Genomic DNA, 16012 nt, shown 5'->3' on the forward strand with positions numbered 1-16012 from the left:
AATGAATGGCTTAGGCGAATCAAGATAGATAATCGCCTAAGTTTTTTTTATGCTGTACTGCCTGGAACATTGTTCTTGATGAAAGCTGTATGTTATGATAGCAGAGAAAAGTGATGGGAAAACATAGCCTTTCAATTAAAAGGAGATCGAAATGAATAATTTATTAGCAAATATATTTACAGGAATTATTATTGATGAAAATGAAAAAAATTATTTTGTCCAAAAAAATGGGCAAACTTTTGGTTTAAGTAAATCGGAAGGCGAGCATCAAATTGGTGAAGCGGTTGAAGGATTTGGGTATCAAAATCAAAAACATGAAAATCGTTTAACAACGTTGATTCCCAAAAGTCGTATTGGTCATTATGCCTTTGGAACAGTAACCGCAACTAGAAGAGATCTAGGTGCTTTTGTTGATATTGGCTTGCCAGATAAAGATTTTGTTGTTTCTTTAGATGAATTACCAACAATGACAGAATTGTGGCCTAAAAAAGGAGATCGATTAATGATTGCCTTGAAGGTGGATGCAAAAGATCGTATTTGGGGTGAGATTGCGGACGAAAAAATCTTTAAATCATTGAGTAAGCATGGAAATGAAGAACTAAAAAATAAAGATGTTTCGGGAACGACTTATCGTTTGAAATTAGCAGGAACATATGTCTTGACCGATGATTTTTATGTGGCGTTTATTCATCCATCTGAACGTTACCAAGAGCCACGCTTAGGTGAGCATGTGAGTGGGCGTGTTGTTGGTGTTCGGCCAGATGGTGTTTTAAACATCTCTCTGAAACCACGCGCCCATGAAGCAATCAGTGATGATGCACAAATGATTTTGACGATTTTAGAACGTTCAGTAGAAAAACAATTACAATTTACGGACAAATCAGAGCCAGAAGATATTATGAAAACTTTTGGAATCAGTAAAGGCGCTTTCAAACGTGCAATGGGAAATCTGATGAAGCAAGGATTGATCAAACAAGAAGACGGTGTTACAAAATTAATCGAAAAATCTAATTGAGAATACCTTGCATGTTTTTCTTAACTAGCTTATAATTATTATAATTTAACAGAGTATTATCATTTGCTTATTTATAATTATTATAAATTGTTGGAGTTGAATGGATGAATGAATGCTATATTGGCAATGAAGAAAACGAAACAACAATTACATGAATCGGGTTTTAAATTGACTCCGCAGCGAGAGGCGACACTGCTTGTGCTCTTAGAAAATGAAAAAGAGCATCTGTCTGCCGAAGAAATCTTCTTTTTAGTTAAGAAAAAAAGTCCAGAAATTGGTCTTGCAACGGTTTACCGCACGTTAGAAATTTTGACTGATTTAAAAATTGTCGATAAAGTGAGCTTTAATGACGGATTAGCTCGTTATGATTTACGAAAGGATGGTGCGAAACATTTTCACCATCATTTGCTATGCCTTAATTGCGGTGCTATTGAGGAAGTCGAAGAAGACCTTTTGGGAGAAGTCGAACAAGTTGTTGAAAAAAGATATCATTTTTTAGTGAAAGATCATCGTTTGACCTTTCATGGAATTTGTCATGATTGTCAAGAAAACGAAAAGAGAAAGTAGCCCGTCTGTTGAAAGACGGCTTTTTCTTTGTGCAGATAACGTAAATGGACTATCGAAATAAAGGTGTATCTGATATGATAGAGAAAGCATGAGGTGGGTTATAGTATGAAAGAAGAACTAAGTGAGTACCTTCATTATTTGAATATTGAACGTGGACTCTCTGCCAATACGCGTAAAAGTTATGAACGCGATTTGGAACAATATTTGCATTTTATGGAAGAAAAGAAGATTACCTCTTGGCAAATGGTCGATCGTTATTTAGTTATTCAGTATTTAGAAAAATTACATGAAGAACAAAAAGCGACTGCAACAATTACCCGAATGATATCTAGTTTAAGAAGATTTCATCAGTTTTTGCGACAAGAACGCTATACAGACCATGATCCTATGCAACATATTGATACACCAAAAAAAGCACAAAAATTGCCAAGTACATTGACGCTTAAAGAAGTCGAAACATTGATTGAGACCCCGGATACTTCAAAAACATTAGGAATTAGAGATCGGGCAATTTTGGAAGTAATGTATGCAACTGGCATGCGTGTTAGTGAATTGATCAATCTAAAACTTGGGGACCTTCATCTTTCTCTCGGTTTATTGCAAACAATTGGTAAGGGAGATAAGGAACGGATCATCCCTTTAGGAGATTATGCAATCCAATGGCTAGAACGTTATTTGGATGAGGCACGTCCTTTGTTGGTGAAAGATACTTCTGAACTACATGTATTTGTAAACAATCATGGAAAAGGACTTTCTCGACAAGGAATCTGGAAGAACTTAAAGCAATTAGTACAGCAAGCAGGTATTCGTAAAGATGTTACACCACATACTTTACGTCATAGTTTTGCTACGCATTTGTTGGAAAATGGAGCAGACTTACGGACTGTACAAGAATTATTGGGACATGCAGACATCTCAACAACACAAATCTATACACATATCACGAAAAAAAGAATGACAGATGTTTACAAGCAGCATTTTCCAAGGGCTTAATTAGAGGAAGGTGAAACAATGTTAACACATTACCGAAAAGAGAACCGAAAAATTGCAATGGGCTTGTTAAGCTTCCATAAAAAATTATCGGATCAAGCAGATTTGCTAAAAGAAATCGATGTTTATGAAGCAGAAAATGAGTATGAATTATTTTTCTTCACCCCAGAAGACTCGACGAACATCCAAGGAATCATCGGTATTGAATGGATAGGTAAGGATCAATTGATCATTCATGATATTTCGTTGAATCCTTCTTATCGCGGAGAGAATATGGGCTTTCTGATGCTGAATGAGCTTCAGGAAAAATACCCCGAAGTGACCTTTTTAGCGACCGAAGTGACGAAACCTTACCTATCTAAATGGCAATGAAGCATAACTAAGAAAGAGTGAAACATTTGACTGAAATCAATATTAAACTAGATATTTTTGAAGGACCACTGGATTTATTGCTTCATTTGATTCAGCAAATGGAAATTGATATTTACGATATTCCAATTGCGACGATTACGGAGCAGTACATGAACTATATTCATACGATGAAAACAATGGAGCTAGCTTTAGCTGGAGAATATTTGGTAATGGCAGCCACACTGATGGCAATCAAGAGTAAAACATTACTGCCCGTCCAGGAGCTAGCGATTGAAGATGATCTGATATGGGAAGAAGATCCACGTGACGAATTGGTTACACAACTTTTAGAGTATCGAAAATATAAGTATGCAGCGGAAAAGTTGGTTGAAAAAGCTGAAGAACGCAGTTTGTATTATTCGAAAGAACCAACTATGGTAGAAGACTTGGCAGAAAAAGAATTGCCTCTCAAACGAGGGCAAGTAAAAAAAGTCGATTTATTTCGAGCAATGCAGGCTATTTTGGAACGGAAACAATTTTCACAAAAAGTGGAAAAAACGATTGCCCCAGATGATACGACAATCGAAGAACGTATGAGTTTTATTAAGGAAAAGTTAGTGAACAGTCAATCAGGCTGTACATTTGAGTCATTTTTTGAAGCACCAACAAAAGCAGAAGTTGTGACGACCTTCATGGCGTTACTTGAACTGATGAAAAACGGGCAGATTTTTGCTGAACAGGCAGAAAATTATGATTCAATCATGCTTTATCCAGTAGTAGGAGATACAACGAATGACAAAATTAAGTGAGTTAGAAGCTATCCTTTTCGTTGCCGGTGAAGCAGGAATTGGCAGTGACGAGTTAAGTTATTTATTGAATATTGACAAACAAGAATTATCTGAATTGCTTGTGGCCTTAGAAAAAAAATATCAAGCGACTCTTGATTCAGCGTTACACATTTTTGAAACTGAGGACCATTTCGTTTTAACAACTAAAAAAGAATTAGCACCACTCTTAAAAAAATATGCACAGGGTTCATCAAATACGTTATCACAAGCAGCAGTAGAAACATTAGCAATTATTGCTTATAAACAACCAATTACACGTACAGAAATCGAACAAATCAGAGGTGTCCAAGCTTCTGGTCCCGTTCAGCGATTGGTTGCTCATAAATTAATTGAAGAAAAAGGGCGCGTGGAAGGACCAGGCCGTCCAATTTTGTATGGAACGACAGGCTATTTTCTTGATTATTTTGGGTTAAAAGACTTAACAGAGTTGCCAGATACACAAGAACTAGAAAACGCGTTAAAAGATGATGCATCATTGGATTTATTTTTTGATGGAGTGAGCGAAGGAGAACAAAAGTAATGGAAAGATTACAAAAAGTAATTGCACATGCCGGAATTACTTCTCGAAGAAAAGCAGAAGAATTTATTTTGGCTGGTCGTGTAAAAGTCAACGGCACAGTTGTAAGAGAATTAGGTGTAAAAGTTGGCAAACACGATGTTGTCGAAGTAGACGAAGTACCTATTTATCAAGAAGAATATGGTTATTATTTACTTTATAAGCCAAAAGGAGTTATTTCTGCAGTATCAGATGATAAAAATCGAAAAGTCGTTACTGATTTACTGCCGATGGTAAAAGAACGAATTTATCCTGTAGGACGTCTGGATTATGATACATCTGGTATTTTACTATTAACAAATGATGGCGAATTTGCACAACGCTTGACACATCCAAAACATGAGGTTGATAAAGTATATGTTGCAAAAGTAAAAGGGATTGCTACAAAATCAGGGTTATCTCCTTTAACGAAAGGGATCAAATTAGAAGGCCGAAGAACGGCACCTGCTAAAGTTCAAATCTTATCAGTGGATCCTAAAACGAACCATAGTATTGTTGAGTTAACAATTCATGAAGGGCGCAATCACCAAGTAAAAAATATGTTACAGGCAATTGGCTTACCTGTGCAAAAACTAAAACGAGAAAGATATGGCGATTTGACTCTTCAAGGGTTACGTCCAGGAGAATATCGTGAGCTAAACAAAAAAGAAATTAGTACGTTACTCAATCACTCAAAATGATAGCTTACTTTTTGTAAGAGATAAATGTTGCATTTTTTTCAAGGCTATGTATAATGTAAGTGTAAACAAAATAATATAAAAGGTTCGTCTTCAGGGGCAGGGTGCAATTCCCGACCGGTGGTTATAGTCCACGACCTATTTCTTTAGGAAATAGCTGAATCGGTGAAATTCCGATACCGACAGTAAAGTCTGGATAAAGAAGATAGAGCTTATTTGACTAATCATTTATCAGATAACTCTAACTCTATTTTCCCTGTGAAAGTAGAGTTTTTTTGTTTGAAAAAATTAGTTGGATAGTTCGCTGAAGAGGAGTCCTAACAGGAGGATTTCAAATGAAGAACACACGGGTACAAAAAATGGTCATGGTAGCGATGTTCGCTGCAATTGGATTGGTCTTGCAATTTATTGCTTTTCCAATTATGCCGGCATTTAGTTTTTTAAAAATTGATTTCAGTGATATACCTGTCTTGATCAGCATGTTTTTATTCGGTCCAGTAGCTGGTGTAGCCACGGCTTTCTTACGCTCATTGTTACATCTGGTGACAACAGGATTTTCACCAGACAATCTAGTGGGGGATGTTGCAAGTTTCTTGGCAACGACCATTTTCACATTACCGATTTTCTACTTCTTCAAAAAAAATAAAAAACATGCAAATAGAAATAAAATTTTCGGTGTTGTTTCCGGAACTTTAGCAATGACGCTTTTTATGAGTGTCGCAAACTATTTTGTTATTACACCCTTATATCTGATGTTCTTCGGATTGAACGCAAATCAAATGCTAGGTATGCCACTGGTTAATTATGTATTGATTGGGATTGTTCCATTTAACTTGATCAAAGGATTTATCGTTAGTGCCGCGTTCTTAGTTTTACACGCTAAGTTATTGCCTTGGTTAAGCCGTAAACAACATGCCTTAGAACAAAGACATACGATTTAAAAATGAATATTCAAAAGGACCAGTAATTTTTTGGTCCTTTTTTTTTGAAAAAAAATGCAATAAAACCGCAAATGTAAACGTTTTATTAGTTGTTACTGAGTATTTTATTTTTTTATGTATAAACATGAATTTGTAATAAATGAATGTGAAATTCTTCTCTTTTTGAATGACGAATAGGCTTGTTTACAAAACAAAGAGACAGGCTACAATTACTTTGAAAGAAGTATCTTAGATGAAAGGAGGCAACGATTCGTCACTATTAATGGATTTATGAACAAAAAGTATCATTTATTCGAGATATTATTTTTGTTCTGCCACTCTTTTTGATAAAATAACGATAGAACCAATATTACTTGATTCTAAAAAATGAAAAAGGGAAAGGAAGAAGAAAATGGAACAAAAAAAGAAAAAATTTCAGATGCCGTCAGCGTATACGGTCTTATTCATTATCATTGCAATTATCGCTGTCCTTACTTGGTTCATTCCAGCTGGTCACTATAGTGTAGATGATGCAGGCAATATCATCGCTGGATCGTATCAACGAGTAAAACAAAATCCACAAGGTCTTTGGGATATTTTTATGGCACCAATCAATGGGATGTTGGGGGTTGAAGCAGGTGAGCTAACAAGTGCGACGCCAGCAGCTATTCCGATTTCATTCTTTATCTTGATCGTGGGTGGATTTTTAGGAATTATCAATAAAACGGGTGCATTAGATGCTGGAATCGCTTCTGTCGTTAAGAAATTTAAAGGCAAAGAAAAAATGTTGATTCCTGTTTTAATGATTTTATTCGCTTTAGGTGGTTCAACTTACGGAATGGCCGAAGAAACAATTCCTTTTTATGCGTTACTAATTCCAGTTATGATGGCTGTTGGTTTTGATACTGTAGTAGCCGTTGCAATCGTTTTAGTTGGTTCACAAGTAGGTTGTTTGGCTTCGACAGTTAATCCGTTTGCCACTGGGGTAGCCTCACAAGCTGTTGGTATCTCTATGGGTGAGGGAATTGGCTTACGTTTCTTAATGTTTGTGATCTTATTAGGTATTTCAATCGTTTATGTTTATCGTTATGCTTCAAAAATCGAAAAAGATCCAACCAAGTCTTTGGTTTATAACCAACGACAAGAAGACATGAAACACTTCGATATCGAATCGATTGGCCGTCAAGAAACCATTACAAGCAAACAAAAATCTGTTAACATCTTATTCTTTATTACTTTTGGCATCATGATCATCAGCTTGATTCCTTGGACAACGTTGAATGAAAACTTTACTATTTTTGAATCATTAACAAACTGGTTAACAGGTCTTCCTGTAATTGGTACAGTATTAGGGATTGACATGTTACCACTTGGTGACTGGTACTTCCCAGAAATCACTATGTTATTCCTAGTTATGGCAATCGTTGTTGCATTCACATACGGCATGAAGGAATCTGAATTCATTTCAGAATTCTTAGCTGGTGCATCAGACTTGATTGGTGTAGCAATCGTTGTTGCTGTTGCTCGTGGTATTCAAGTTGTTATGAACAATGGGTTGATTACAGATACTATTTTACACTGGGGAGAACAAGGATTGAGCACATTATCTTCAAGCGTGTTCATCATTATCACGTTCATCTTCTATATTCCAATGTCATTCTTGATTCCATCAACTTCCGGTTTAGCTGCGGCTACAATGGGAATCATGGGTCCTATGGGTGAGTTTGCTGGCGTAGGTAAAGACTTAGTTATCACTGCTTATCAATCTGCTTCTGGATTGGTCAACTTGATTACTCCAACTTCTGCTATTGTTATGGGGGCGGTTGCGATCGCTCGTTTTGACATCTCAGTTTGGTGGAAATTTACCGGTAAGCTGATTGCTATTTTATTTGTAGCTATCTGTGTGATTCTCGGCGTTGCAGCAATGATTTAGTTTTGCCTAGACAAAATGAGCGGAAACATCTATCATTGAATAATAAAGTAAACAAAGCTAACTGAGTTGGCTTTAAGAAGACTCGGTAGGCAAACTATCGGGTCTTTTATCTTATTAGGAGGTAAGCGTAATGAAACAATTTGTTACAAAAGAACATCATGAACAAGCATTACAATCACTTAATGAACTAATCAGAATCCCTTCTGTATTAGATGAAGAGGATACTGGGAAAGGACATCCTTTCGGGACAAAAGTTGTTGAAGCATTAGATAAGGTTTTAGCAATCAGTGAAGAGTTAGGATTCCGTACATTCAAAGACCCAGAAGGCTATTATGGTTATTCAGAAGTTGGTTCTGGTGATGAATTGTTTGGTATTTTGTGTCACATGGATGTTGTTCCTGCGGGGGATGAAAAAAATTGGGATACAAAACCGTTTGATCCAACTGTAAAAGATGGTTGGTTGATTGGACGTGGATCACAAGATGATAAAGGACCATCGATCGCAGCAATGTATGCTGTCAAATCATTGATGGATGCTGGTATTGAGTTTAAAACACGAATTCGTTTTATTTTTGGGACAGATGAAGAAAACTTATGGCGCTGTTTAGATAAATACAATGAAAAAGAAGAAGGAATCACACAAGGTTTTGCACCAGATGCTGAATTCCCATTGATTTACGCTGAAAAAGGATTACTACAAGCCTATCTAACAGGTCCTGGTACTACTGATTTTTCTGTGAAAGCAGGTGGTGCATTAAACGTGGTTCCTGATGCTGCTCCATATTCTGGTGAAAAATTAGAAGAAGTGAAAGAAGCATTAAACAAACTTGGTTTTGATTTTGAAGATCATGGAGATTCAATTATTGTTCTTGGAAAAAGTATTCATGCGAAAGATGCACCGGAAGGCGTGAATGCTATTTCACGTTTGTCTATGGCTTTAGCTGAAGTCTTCGATTTTGCACCAATTGATTTCTTAGGAAAATTGGTGAAAGAAAATGCAACTGGTGAACATGTTGTTGGAAAAACGAAAGATGAACAATCTGGCGAATTAACAATGAACTTTGCTAGCTTAGAAATCACACCAGAACAAACAAAAATTGGCGTGGACATGCGTATTCCCGTAACATTCAAAAAAGATGATCTGGTAGCAAAATTAACTGAAACAGCGAAGAAATATGAATTAACTTATGAAGATTTTGACTTCTTAGATTCGTTATACGTGCCACTAGATAGTGAGTTAGTAAAAAATCTTTTGCAAACTTACCGTGACATTACTGGTGACATGACTGAACCATTTGTATCAGGTGGCGCAACTTTTGCTCGTACAATGAATCAATGTGTGGCATTTGGAGCGATGTTCCCAGATACACCAGATTTCATGCACCAAGCAAATGAACGTTGGGAATTAAGCAGCATGTATAAAGCAATGGAAATTTATGCTGAAGCTGTTTATCGATTGTGTGCAAAATAAGTAGCTTGTGAGTAATCTTATAGAAACATCTTAATTCTATGAGAGGAAATTTTTGTACAATGTTTAATCAAAGAGGTGTGACGATGCTGTCACATCTCTTTTTTTGAAGCAATTAAGAAATTTCTTTCGTCATTTTTTTGAAATACACGTATAATAAACTAAAAGATGATTGAAGGAGGATGGAAGCTTGAAAAAATTAGGGAAAATATTCTTAGGCATGCTGATTGTTTTAAGTTTGATTGGTATTGGAAGCTATTATTATTTAAAAGAAAATACTTATGAACCAAACCAAACAGCATTAACAACCAGTAAAAAAGCAATTGATAACAAGGAGTATCTTTTATTTGAAAGTCCAAAAAAGAAGCTTGCAAAACAACACCCAATCATTATTTTTTATCCAGGTGCTTTAGTTGAGCCAGCGAGTTACAGCGTTTGGGCAAGCAAACTTTCTGAAACTGGCTATGACGTGGCAATCGTCAAGATGCCACTTAATCTAGCGATACTAGATAAAAATCGCGCAGAAAAAGTGATTGAAGATTTTCCAGATCGTACCTTTGTTTTTGGCGGTCATTCGCTTGGTGGAGTAATGAGTAGTCGGTATGCTTCTCAAAATGTGACAGATAAGAATAAAGGTATCTTTTTCTTAGCAAGTTATCCTGACAAAAATGGGACATTATCTCAGTCAAAAATCCCGGTACTTTCAATTACTGCATCAAAAGATCAAGTATTAAATCATGAAGCATATGAAGATGCTAAACAATATTTGCCTACGCAAACAAAGTACGTGGTGATTAATGGCGGAAACCATAGTGGGTTTGGTTCGTATGGGGAACAGAAAAAGGATGGACAAGCCGAAATTACGAATGAGGATCAGCAAATTGTTCTTGTGAATACGATTGAAAATTGGTTAAAGCAAAATGGTTGGTAGTTTGTTACTTTTGACCACTAGTAAATAAAAACGTGAGCCTAGCGAAACAGTTTAAAAAAGTAGCAATTGAGCTAACTTTTTTGAGAAGTTTCTGACTGGACTCACGTTTATTTTGAGCAAAATTTTTGCTCATTCTATCTTGATAGACAAATCTTTCTATAAAATTCATAATTGATTTGTCGAAGGAATGATAAATTATGTTTGTTCTTCCAATAGTATTGCTCGAACGGGACACTTCTGATAGGCTTTCTTTACATGCTCAGTTTCTGCTTCGGTGACGAATTGTTGATGTGCTTCTGGTTCTTGTGCAAAGAGCACGATTCCTTCTTCATCGTAATCAAAAATATCAGGAGCCTCAATTTGACAAAGGCCGCAAGCGATACAACGTTCGGGTACAAGTTTACATAATAATGACATTTTTAACCATCCTAACTTAAGGAGAATTGCTATGCTTTTATTTATTCTATCTTTATTTCCCTCAAGAAACAAGTTGAGGATCAGTTCTTTTTATCAATTATTGACAGGCAAAAAAACAACCTCCGTATTGATTTTTGGGTTTTTAAATGAATTGTTGCCGGCCCACAACAGTTTACCAGAACTAACTCAGAAAACCTATCAAGAACGATTAACTGAGTTAGAAAAATCCGGTTTGATTCAGATTGAAGAAAATGAAGTTTTCTTGACATCTAAAGGGAGAGAACGCCAAAAAAAATTGAATGTCTTGTATCCAGATTTACATTTTGAGCGCTATGGTAGAAATTGGGAAGAGGCCTGGCGATTGGTAAAATTCGCTATTCAAGTCGTTTCTCATTTAAATGCGCATCAGTCAGAGTATTTACCAACAGAAACTAGCCCATTTTATACCACTAGAATCAAATCGTGGCTAGCTCATAGTGGCCGTTCAAAAGAACAGTTAGCTGATACTTTTTATCATGAATTATCGACTTGTTTAGGTAAGTTAACAAAGGAACAAGCTAATTTATTAGCCAATCAGTTTTCTGGGTATGAACAAATCGGGTTACTGCCCTATCAACTAATTGAGCCAAGTGAAGATGAAACGACAGTCTATTTGCAACAGGCACAAGCTGTTCACGCTTTTTTCAACCAATTGCAACAGTTTCCAGATTTTTTATTCAGTCAGTTGTTGTTACCTATTTTAGAACAAAATTACAATCAAAGTATGCTAATCACGCGACAACTTTTTCTGCAAGGGTATTCTCTCTCTGAAATCATGGTACGCCGTCATTTGAAAAAAGGGACAATAACGGATCATTTAGTTGAATGGGCATTGTTCTTAGACGATTTTCCATTTGACCAGCTGATTTCGAAAGAGACGAACCAATTATTAGCTAGTCAAACAACACCTGTCCAAACTTGGCGTTATCAAGAGGTAAACAAAATGGGTACACTTGATTATGGTGAATTTCGTTTTTACCAAATACGAGCTTTAAAAGGAGGCCGAAAAGATGAATTTAACAGCTGAGTTAAAACGTTATTTTGGCTTTTCAACTTTTCGCCCAGGTCAAGAGGAAATTATTCAAACATTGCTGAACAAAGACGATGTATTAGCTGTTCTGCCAACGGGTAATGGGAAAAGTTTATGTTACCAGTTAACAGGTTATCTATCCGAAGGGTTGGTCGTTGTGGTTTCACCATTGCTATCACTAATGGAAGATCAAGTTATGCAGTTGCAAAAAATGGGCGAAAAAAGAGTTGTGGCCTTTAATAGTTTACTGACCTTTTCAGAACGCAAATATGTTATGGATCATTTATCTCAATATAAATTTTTATTCTTAAGTCCGGAAATGTTATTGCAATCAGAAATGTTAACTCAATTAAAAAAGCAAAAAATCGGACTTTTCGTTGTTGATGAGGCACATTGTGTTTCACAATGGGGCATCGATTTTCGCCCGGAATATCAACGTTTGGGCGAAGTAAGAACACAATTGGCAATTCCAGTGACCTTGGCGCTTACAGCTACAGCAACAAGTGCAGTCCAACGAGATATAGAAACGGTTTTATTTACGAATAAACCTAAAATCGTTAAGCATTCAGTGAATCGAGAAAACATAGCTCTATTTGTCAGGGAAACGACTCAAAAGACGGAAGAGTTAGAGTCGATTATGAAAGAAATCAATGGTGCGACCATCATTTACTGTGCAACGAAAAAAGAGGTGGAACGTTTATATACAGAATTGCGTGGTCGATTCTCTATTGGCTACTATCATGGTGGTCTAGATGCGAGCCAAAGACGCCAATTACAGCAACAATTTTCTCAAAATCAATTGCAATTTTTAATTGCAACAAACGCATTTGGCATGGGAGTAGACAAAGCAGATATTCGTTATGTTATCCATTATGATTTGCCAGATAGTTTGGAAAATTATGTGCAAGAAATCGGACGAGCTGGTCGTGATCAAAAGCCAAGTACAGCCATTTTGTTGTACCAAACGGGAGATGAAGCGATACATCATTTTTTTAATCAATTAGCGAAAGAGCAACGTCAAGGATTTGAAGTTTATTTAGCACATCAGCAAGAGCTAGAACGACCCTCTGATGAACTTCAACAAAAATGGTTAGAAATTGTCAAAACAACAAATCAACCAGATCGATGGATGGAAAAATTAAAGCTTCAAGAAAAAGAGAAACAGTTTCGTTTGTACCAAATGTTACGATATATCCATGCAACTACCTGTCGCAGAGAATTTATTTTGAACTATTTTGGCGAAAAATTGACAGCGAAACCAAAAAATTGTTGTGATTTTGACGAAGCAGCATGGTTTCTTTCAGCGGAAACAAAAGTAAGAACAAGTCATTTTGAGAATAACTGGGAAGAGATTTTACTAAATTTATTTAAAAAAAACGTAGAGGGATAATTTTTTTCGGCATGGCCCATTTTCCTATGGTATAATACTCACGAAAGAATTTAGGAGGTAGCAAAGGTGAGCAGAAAAGATAGACATCAATCATCAGAAAATAACGAAACACAAGAACCATGGGAGCAACCGATTTATGATACTGAAGATGAAAATTCTTCAAGAAGCTCTCAAAGACAGCAAAAGAAAGGAAACACTGTTTTCTTATCACTCTTTTTGTTTTTATTAGTACTTTGTATCGCAATCCCGGCAGGAGCTTACTTCTGGATTAGAAATGGTTCAAGTAATAACGCAGCAAGTTCGTCTTCAACATCGACAACTTCATCAATCGTTGAAAGTTCAACCATGAGTTCAAAAGAAGAGTCAACAACCGTTTCTTCAACTGCTGAAACAGTTCAAAGCTCTGAAACTGTAGAATCAAGTATCGCTGAACCAGAGACTTCAAGTTCAGTTGCACCAGTTATACCACCAGCTTCAAGTGAAACAGTCCCACAAGAAACAGAAACAACACCTTCTTCATCAACAGAAGCAGCGGCTGGTTCAACGACAGTTGTTCAAGCAGGTGAAGGACCAAAACAAGTAGCTGAACGTGCTGGAATCACGATTGATCAATTATTCCAATTAAATGGAATGGATCCAAATAATTATATGTTATATCCTGGACAAGAATTACGAGTGAAATAATGTGAGCCGCATTTTGCGGCTTTTTTTTGAGGAGCGTTTTTATGACAAAGATTAGTATTGCAATTGATGGGCCGGCTTCTTCTGGCAAAAGTACTGTAGCAAAAATTTTAGCAAAAGATTTTCAATATATTTACACCGACACAGGAGCTATGTACCGAGCAGTGACGTATTTGGCAATCAAGCATCAAATTCCTTTTGCTGACGAAGCTGGATTAGTTACTTTGATTAAAGAAAATCCGATTTCTTTCCAACAACAAGCAGATGGTCAGCATGTGTTTGTTTCAGGACAAGATGTGACAGCTGAAATTCGACAACCAAATGTGACAAAAGCTGTTTCAGAAGTTTCTGCACACGGAAAAGTCCGAGAAGAGCTTGTTGCTATTCAACAACAAATTGGTGAAGATGGTGGCGTGGTAATGGATGGGCGTGATATTGGCACAGCCGTTCTACCCCATGCAGAAATCAAAATCTTTTTAGTAGCAAGTGTTTCTGAACGAGCACAACGCCGTTATAAAGAAAATCAAGAAAAAGGAATCCCAACTGACTTAGAAACCCTAACAAAAGAAATTCAAGAGCGTGATCATTATGATTCCACACGTGAAATTTCTCCGTTGAAACAAGCAGAAGATGCAGTACGAATTGATACAACGGGAAAATCTATTTTAGAGGTGGTAGCAATGATTAAAGAAGTTGTTTCCGAAAAAGGCTATCAATTATAAGTATTGGTTGGAAAAAACGATGAAATGAGCGGAAAGTCGAGAATTTTCAAATAAACCGGGCGAAATCGCTTTATTTTTTTTTAAGAATCAATTAAACTTAAATTAGTACCGTACTTACGGCATAATGTTGGTTAGGAGGACAAGTGTTATGACAGAATTTGATCAAAATCAAGCAGATAGCAATCAGTCAATGGAAGATGCAATGAAGAGCGTTCAAGAAGTTAGTGTTGGCGATGTAGTTAAAGGTGAAGTTTTAGCTATTGAAGACAAACAAGTAATTGTTGGAATTGAAGGTGCTGGCGTTGAAGGTGTCGTTCCAGCAAAAGAATTATCGACATTACCTGTAGATGACATTGATGAGCTTGTTCATGTCGGCGATCTTTTAGACTTAGTTGTTATTAGTACAATTGGTAAAGATAAAGAAAACGGAAGTTATTTATTATCAAAACGCCGTTTAGATGCAAAAAAAGTTTGGGAAGATATCGAGAAAGATTTCCAAGCTGGTAAAATTATCGAAGCACCAGTAACAAACGTAGTTAAAGGTGGCTTAGTTGTTGATGTTGGCGTACGTGGATTTGTACCTGCATCAATGGTTGAAGATCACTTTGTAGCTGATTTTTCAGATTATAAAGGTCAAACGTTGAGCTTCAAGATTATTGAAATCGAACCATCAGAAAATCGCTTGATTCTTTCTCATAAAGCAGTGGTTGAATCTGAAAAAGAAGAAAAGAAAAAAGAAGTGTTAACTGCTATTCATGAAGGTGATGTCATTGAAGGACGTGTTGCACGTTTGACTGACTTTGGTGCCTTTGTTGACTTAGGCGGAATTGACGGACTTGTTCACGTTTCAGAAATTTCTCATGGTCACGTAGCAAAACCAAGTGATGCATTAGCTGTTGGGGATGAAGTAAACGTAAAAGTTTTATCAATCAACCCTGAACAAGAACGTGTATCACTATCAATCAAAGATACATTGCCTGGACCTTGGACAGACATTGAAGCAAAAGCACCAGTTGGAGCTGTTTTAGAAGGCACAGTTAAACGACTAACAAGTTTTGGCGCTTTCGTAGAAGTTTTCCCTGGGGTAGAAGGTCTTGTTCATATTTCTCAAATTTCACATAAACATATTGCGACACCTCATGAAGTACTTCAAGAAGGTCAAACAGTTGATGTGAAAGTGTTAGAGGTTAATCCAGATGAACATCGGATTGCTTTAAGTATCAAAGCCTTGGAAGAAAAACCTGCTTCTGAAGAAGAACCAAAAAATATTGAATCCTATGAATTGCCAGAAGAAAATACTGGATTCACAATGGGTGATATTTTAGGCGATGCGTTAAAAGAAGAAGTGGAAGAAACAACAGGCGACGAATCAGATAAATAATTAAGTAACGTCAGTTTATGACTGGGACGAAAGTGAAAGCTTTTGTCTTGGTCTTATTTTTTTCGTTATTGATTACAGATAATCAAGAAAAATGTA

General features: G+C 36.5%; 17 protein-coding genes and 1 riboswitch. Of the genes, 16 read left to right on the forward strand and 1 reads right to left on the reverse strand.

The features are described from left to right. Window positions 1–151 precede the first annotated feature (151 nt). The 11 genes from JZO71_RS06610 (at window position 152) to JZO71_RS06660 (ending at window position 10256) form a co-directional block, all read left to right on the forward strand. Window positions 152–1015 (forward strand): CvfB family protein, encoded by an 864-nt coding sequence (locus JZO71_RS06610; RefSeq protein WP_206898745.1) that lies wholly within the window; start codon window positions 152–154, stop codon window positions 1013–1015. A 108-nt stretch (window positions 1016–1123) separates the two neighbouring features. Beyond that, window positions 1124–1582 (forward strand): ferric iron uptake transcriptional regulator, encoded by a 459-nt coding sequence (gene fur, locus JZO71_RS06615; RefSeq protein WP_277988603.1) that lies wholly within the window; start codon window positions 1124–1126, stop codon window positions 1580–1582. Window positions 1583–1687: 105 nt separating this feature from the next. Continuing rightward, window positions 1688–2575, forward strand: coding sequence for a site-specific tyrosine recombinase XerD (xerD, locus tag JZO71_RS06620; RefSeq protein WP_206898746.1), 888 nt, complete (start codon window positions 1688–1690; stop codon window positions 2573–2575). Window positions 2576–2593: 18 nt separating this feature from the next. Continuing rightward, window positions 2594–2944 carry a GNAT family N-acetyltransferase gene (locus JZO71_RS06625; RefSeq protein WP_206898747.1) on the forward strand — a complete coding sequence of 117 codons (351 nt, stop codon included), beginning with the start codon at window positions 2594–2596 and terminating at the stop codon, window positions 2942–2944. Between the two features lie 17 nt (window positions 2945–2961). Next, window positions 2962–3732 (forward strand): segregation/condensation protein A, encoded by a 771-nt coding sequence (locus JZO71_RS06630; protein ID WP_206898748.1) that lies wholly within the window; start codon window positions 2962–2964, stop codon window positions 3730–3732. Next, the gene (scpB, locus tag JZO71_RS06635) at window positions 3716–4291 is read left to right on the forward strand and encodes an SMC-Scp complex subunit ScpB (RefSeq protein ID WP_206898749.1); all 576 of its coding nucleotides are present in this window, start codon (window positions 3716–3718) and stop codon (window positions 4289–4291) included. The genes JZO71_RS06630 and scpB overlap by 17 nt, the downstream gene beginning before the upstream one ends. Continuing rightward, the gene (locus JZO71_RS06640; RefSeq protein ID WP_206898750.1) at window positions 4291–5007 is read left to right on the forward strand and encodes a pseudouridine synthase; all 717 of its coding nucleotides are present in this window, start codon (window positions 4291–4293) and stop codon (window positions 5005–5007) included. The genes scpB and JZO71_RS06640 overlap by 1 nt, the downstream gene beginning before the upstream one ends. An 82-nt stretch (window positions 5008–5089) precedes the next feature. Next, a riboswitch (FMN riboswitch) is annotated at window positions 5090–5215 on the forward strand. Window positions 5216–5339: 124 nt separating this feature from the next. Further along, window positions 5340–5945: an ECF transporter S component gene (locus JZO71_RS06645; RefSeq protein ID WP_206898751.1), complete on the forward strand. Its 606-nt coding sequence runs from the start codon at window positions 5340–5342 to the stop codon at window positions 5943–5945. Window positions 5946–6336: 391 nt separating this feature from the next. Then, on the forward strand, window positions 6337–7857 hold the full coding sequence (locus JZO71_RS06650) for a YfcC family protein (protein ID WP_206898752.1): 1521 nt from the start codon (window positions 6337–6339) through the stop codon (window positions 7855–7857). Between the two features lie 130 nt (window positions 7858–7987). Further along, window positions 7988–9328 (forward strand): M20 family metallopeptidase, encoded by a 1341-nt coding sequence (locus JZO71_RS06655; protein ID WP_206898753.1) that lies wholly within the window; start codon window positions 7988–7990, stop codon window positions 9326–9328. A 187-nt stretch (window positions 9329–9515) separates the two neighbouring features. Continuing rightward, window positions 9516–10256 carry an alpha/beta hydrolase gene (locus JZO71_RS06660; RefSeq protein WP_206898754.1) on the forward strand — a complete coding sequence of 247 codons (741 nt, stop codon included), beginning with the start codon at window positions 9516–9518 and terminating at the stop codon, window positions 10254–10256. Window positions 10257–10451: 195 nt separating this feature from the next. Here JZO71_RS06660 and JZO71_RS06665 read toward each other — a convergent pair whose 3' ends face one another. After that, a complete protein-coding gene (locus JZO71_RS06665; protein ID WP_206898755.1) occupies window positions 10452–10673 on the reverse strand; it encodes a ferredoxin in 222 nt (73 codons plus the stop codon). Between the two features lie 31 nt (window positions 10674–10704). Here JZO71_RS06665 and JZO71_RS06670 point away from each other — a divergent pair, with 31 nt between their 5' ends. The 5 genes from JZO71_RS06670 to rpsA all read left to right on the forward strand — a co-directional run bounded on the left by JZO71_RS06670 (window position 10705) and on the right by rpsA (window position 15916). Continuing rightward, a complete protein-coding gene (locus tag JZO71_RS06670) occupies window positions 10705–11739 on the forward strand; it encodes a helix-turn-helix domain-containing protein (RefSeq protein ID WP_206898756.1) in 1035 nt (344 codons plus the stop codon). Next, window positions 11723–13132: a RecQ family ATP-dependent DNA helicase gene (locus JZO71_RS06675; protein WP_206898757.1), complete on the forward strand. Its 1410-nt coding sequence runs from the start codon at window positions 11723–11725 to the stop codon at window positions 13130–13132. Before JZO71_RS06670 ends, JZO71_RS06675 begins: the two co-directional genes overlap by 17 nt. Window positions 13133–13198: 66 nt before the next feature. Then, the gene (locus JZO71_RS06680) at window positions 13199–13816 is read left to right on the forward strand and encodes an SAG1386/EF1546 family surface-associated protein (protein WP_206898758.1); all 618 of its coding nucleotides are present in this window, start codon (window positions 13199–13201) and stop codon (window positions 13814–13816) included. A gap of 41 nt (window positions 13817–13857) precedes the next feature. After that, a complete protein-coding gene (cmk, locus tag JZO71_RS06685) occupies window positions 13858–14535 on the forward strand; it encodes a (d)CMP kinase (protein WP_206898759.1) in 678 nt (225 codons plus the stop codon). A gap of 148 nt (window positions 14536–14683) precedes the next feature. After that, the gene (gene rpsA / locus JZO71_RS06690) at window positions 14684–15916 is read left to right on the forward strand and encodes a 30S ribosomal protein S1 (protein WP_206898760.1); all 1233 of its coding nucleotides are present in this window, start codon (window positions 14684–14686) and stop codon (window positions 15914–15916) included. Window positions 15917–16012 lie beyond the last annotated feature (96 nt).

It is taken from the genome of Candidatus Enterococcus courvalinii (genome assembly GCF_017315945.1).
GTDB lineage: Bacteria > Bacillota > Bacilli > Lactobacillales > Enterococcaceae > Enterococcus_B > Enterococcus_B courvalinii.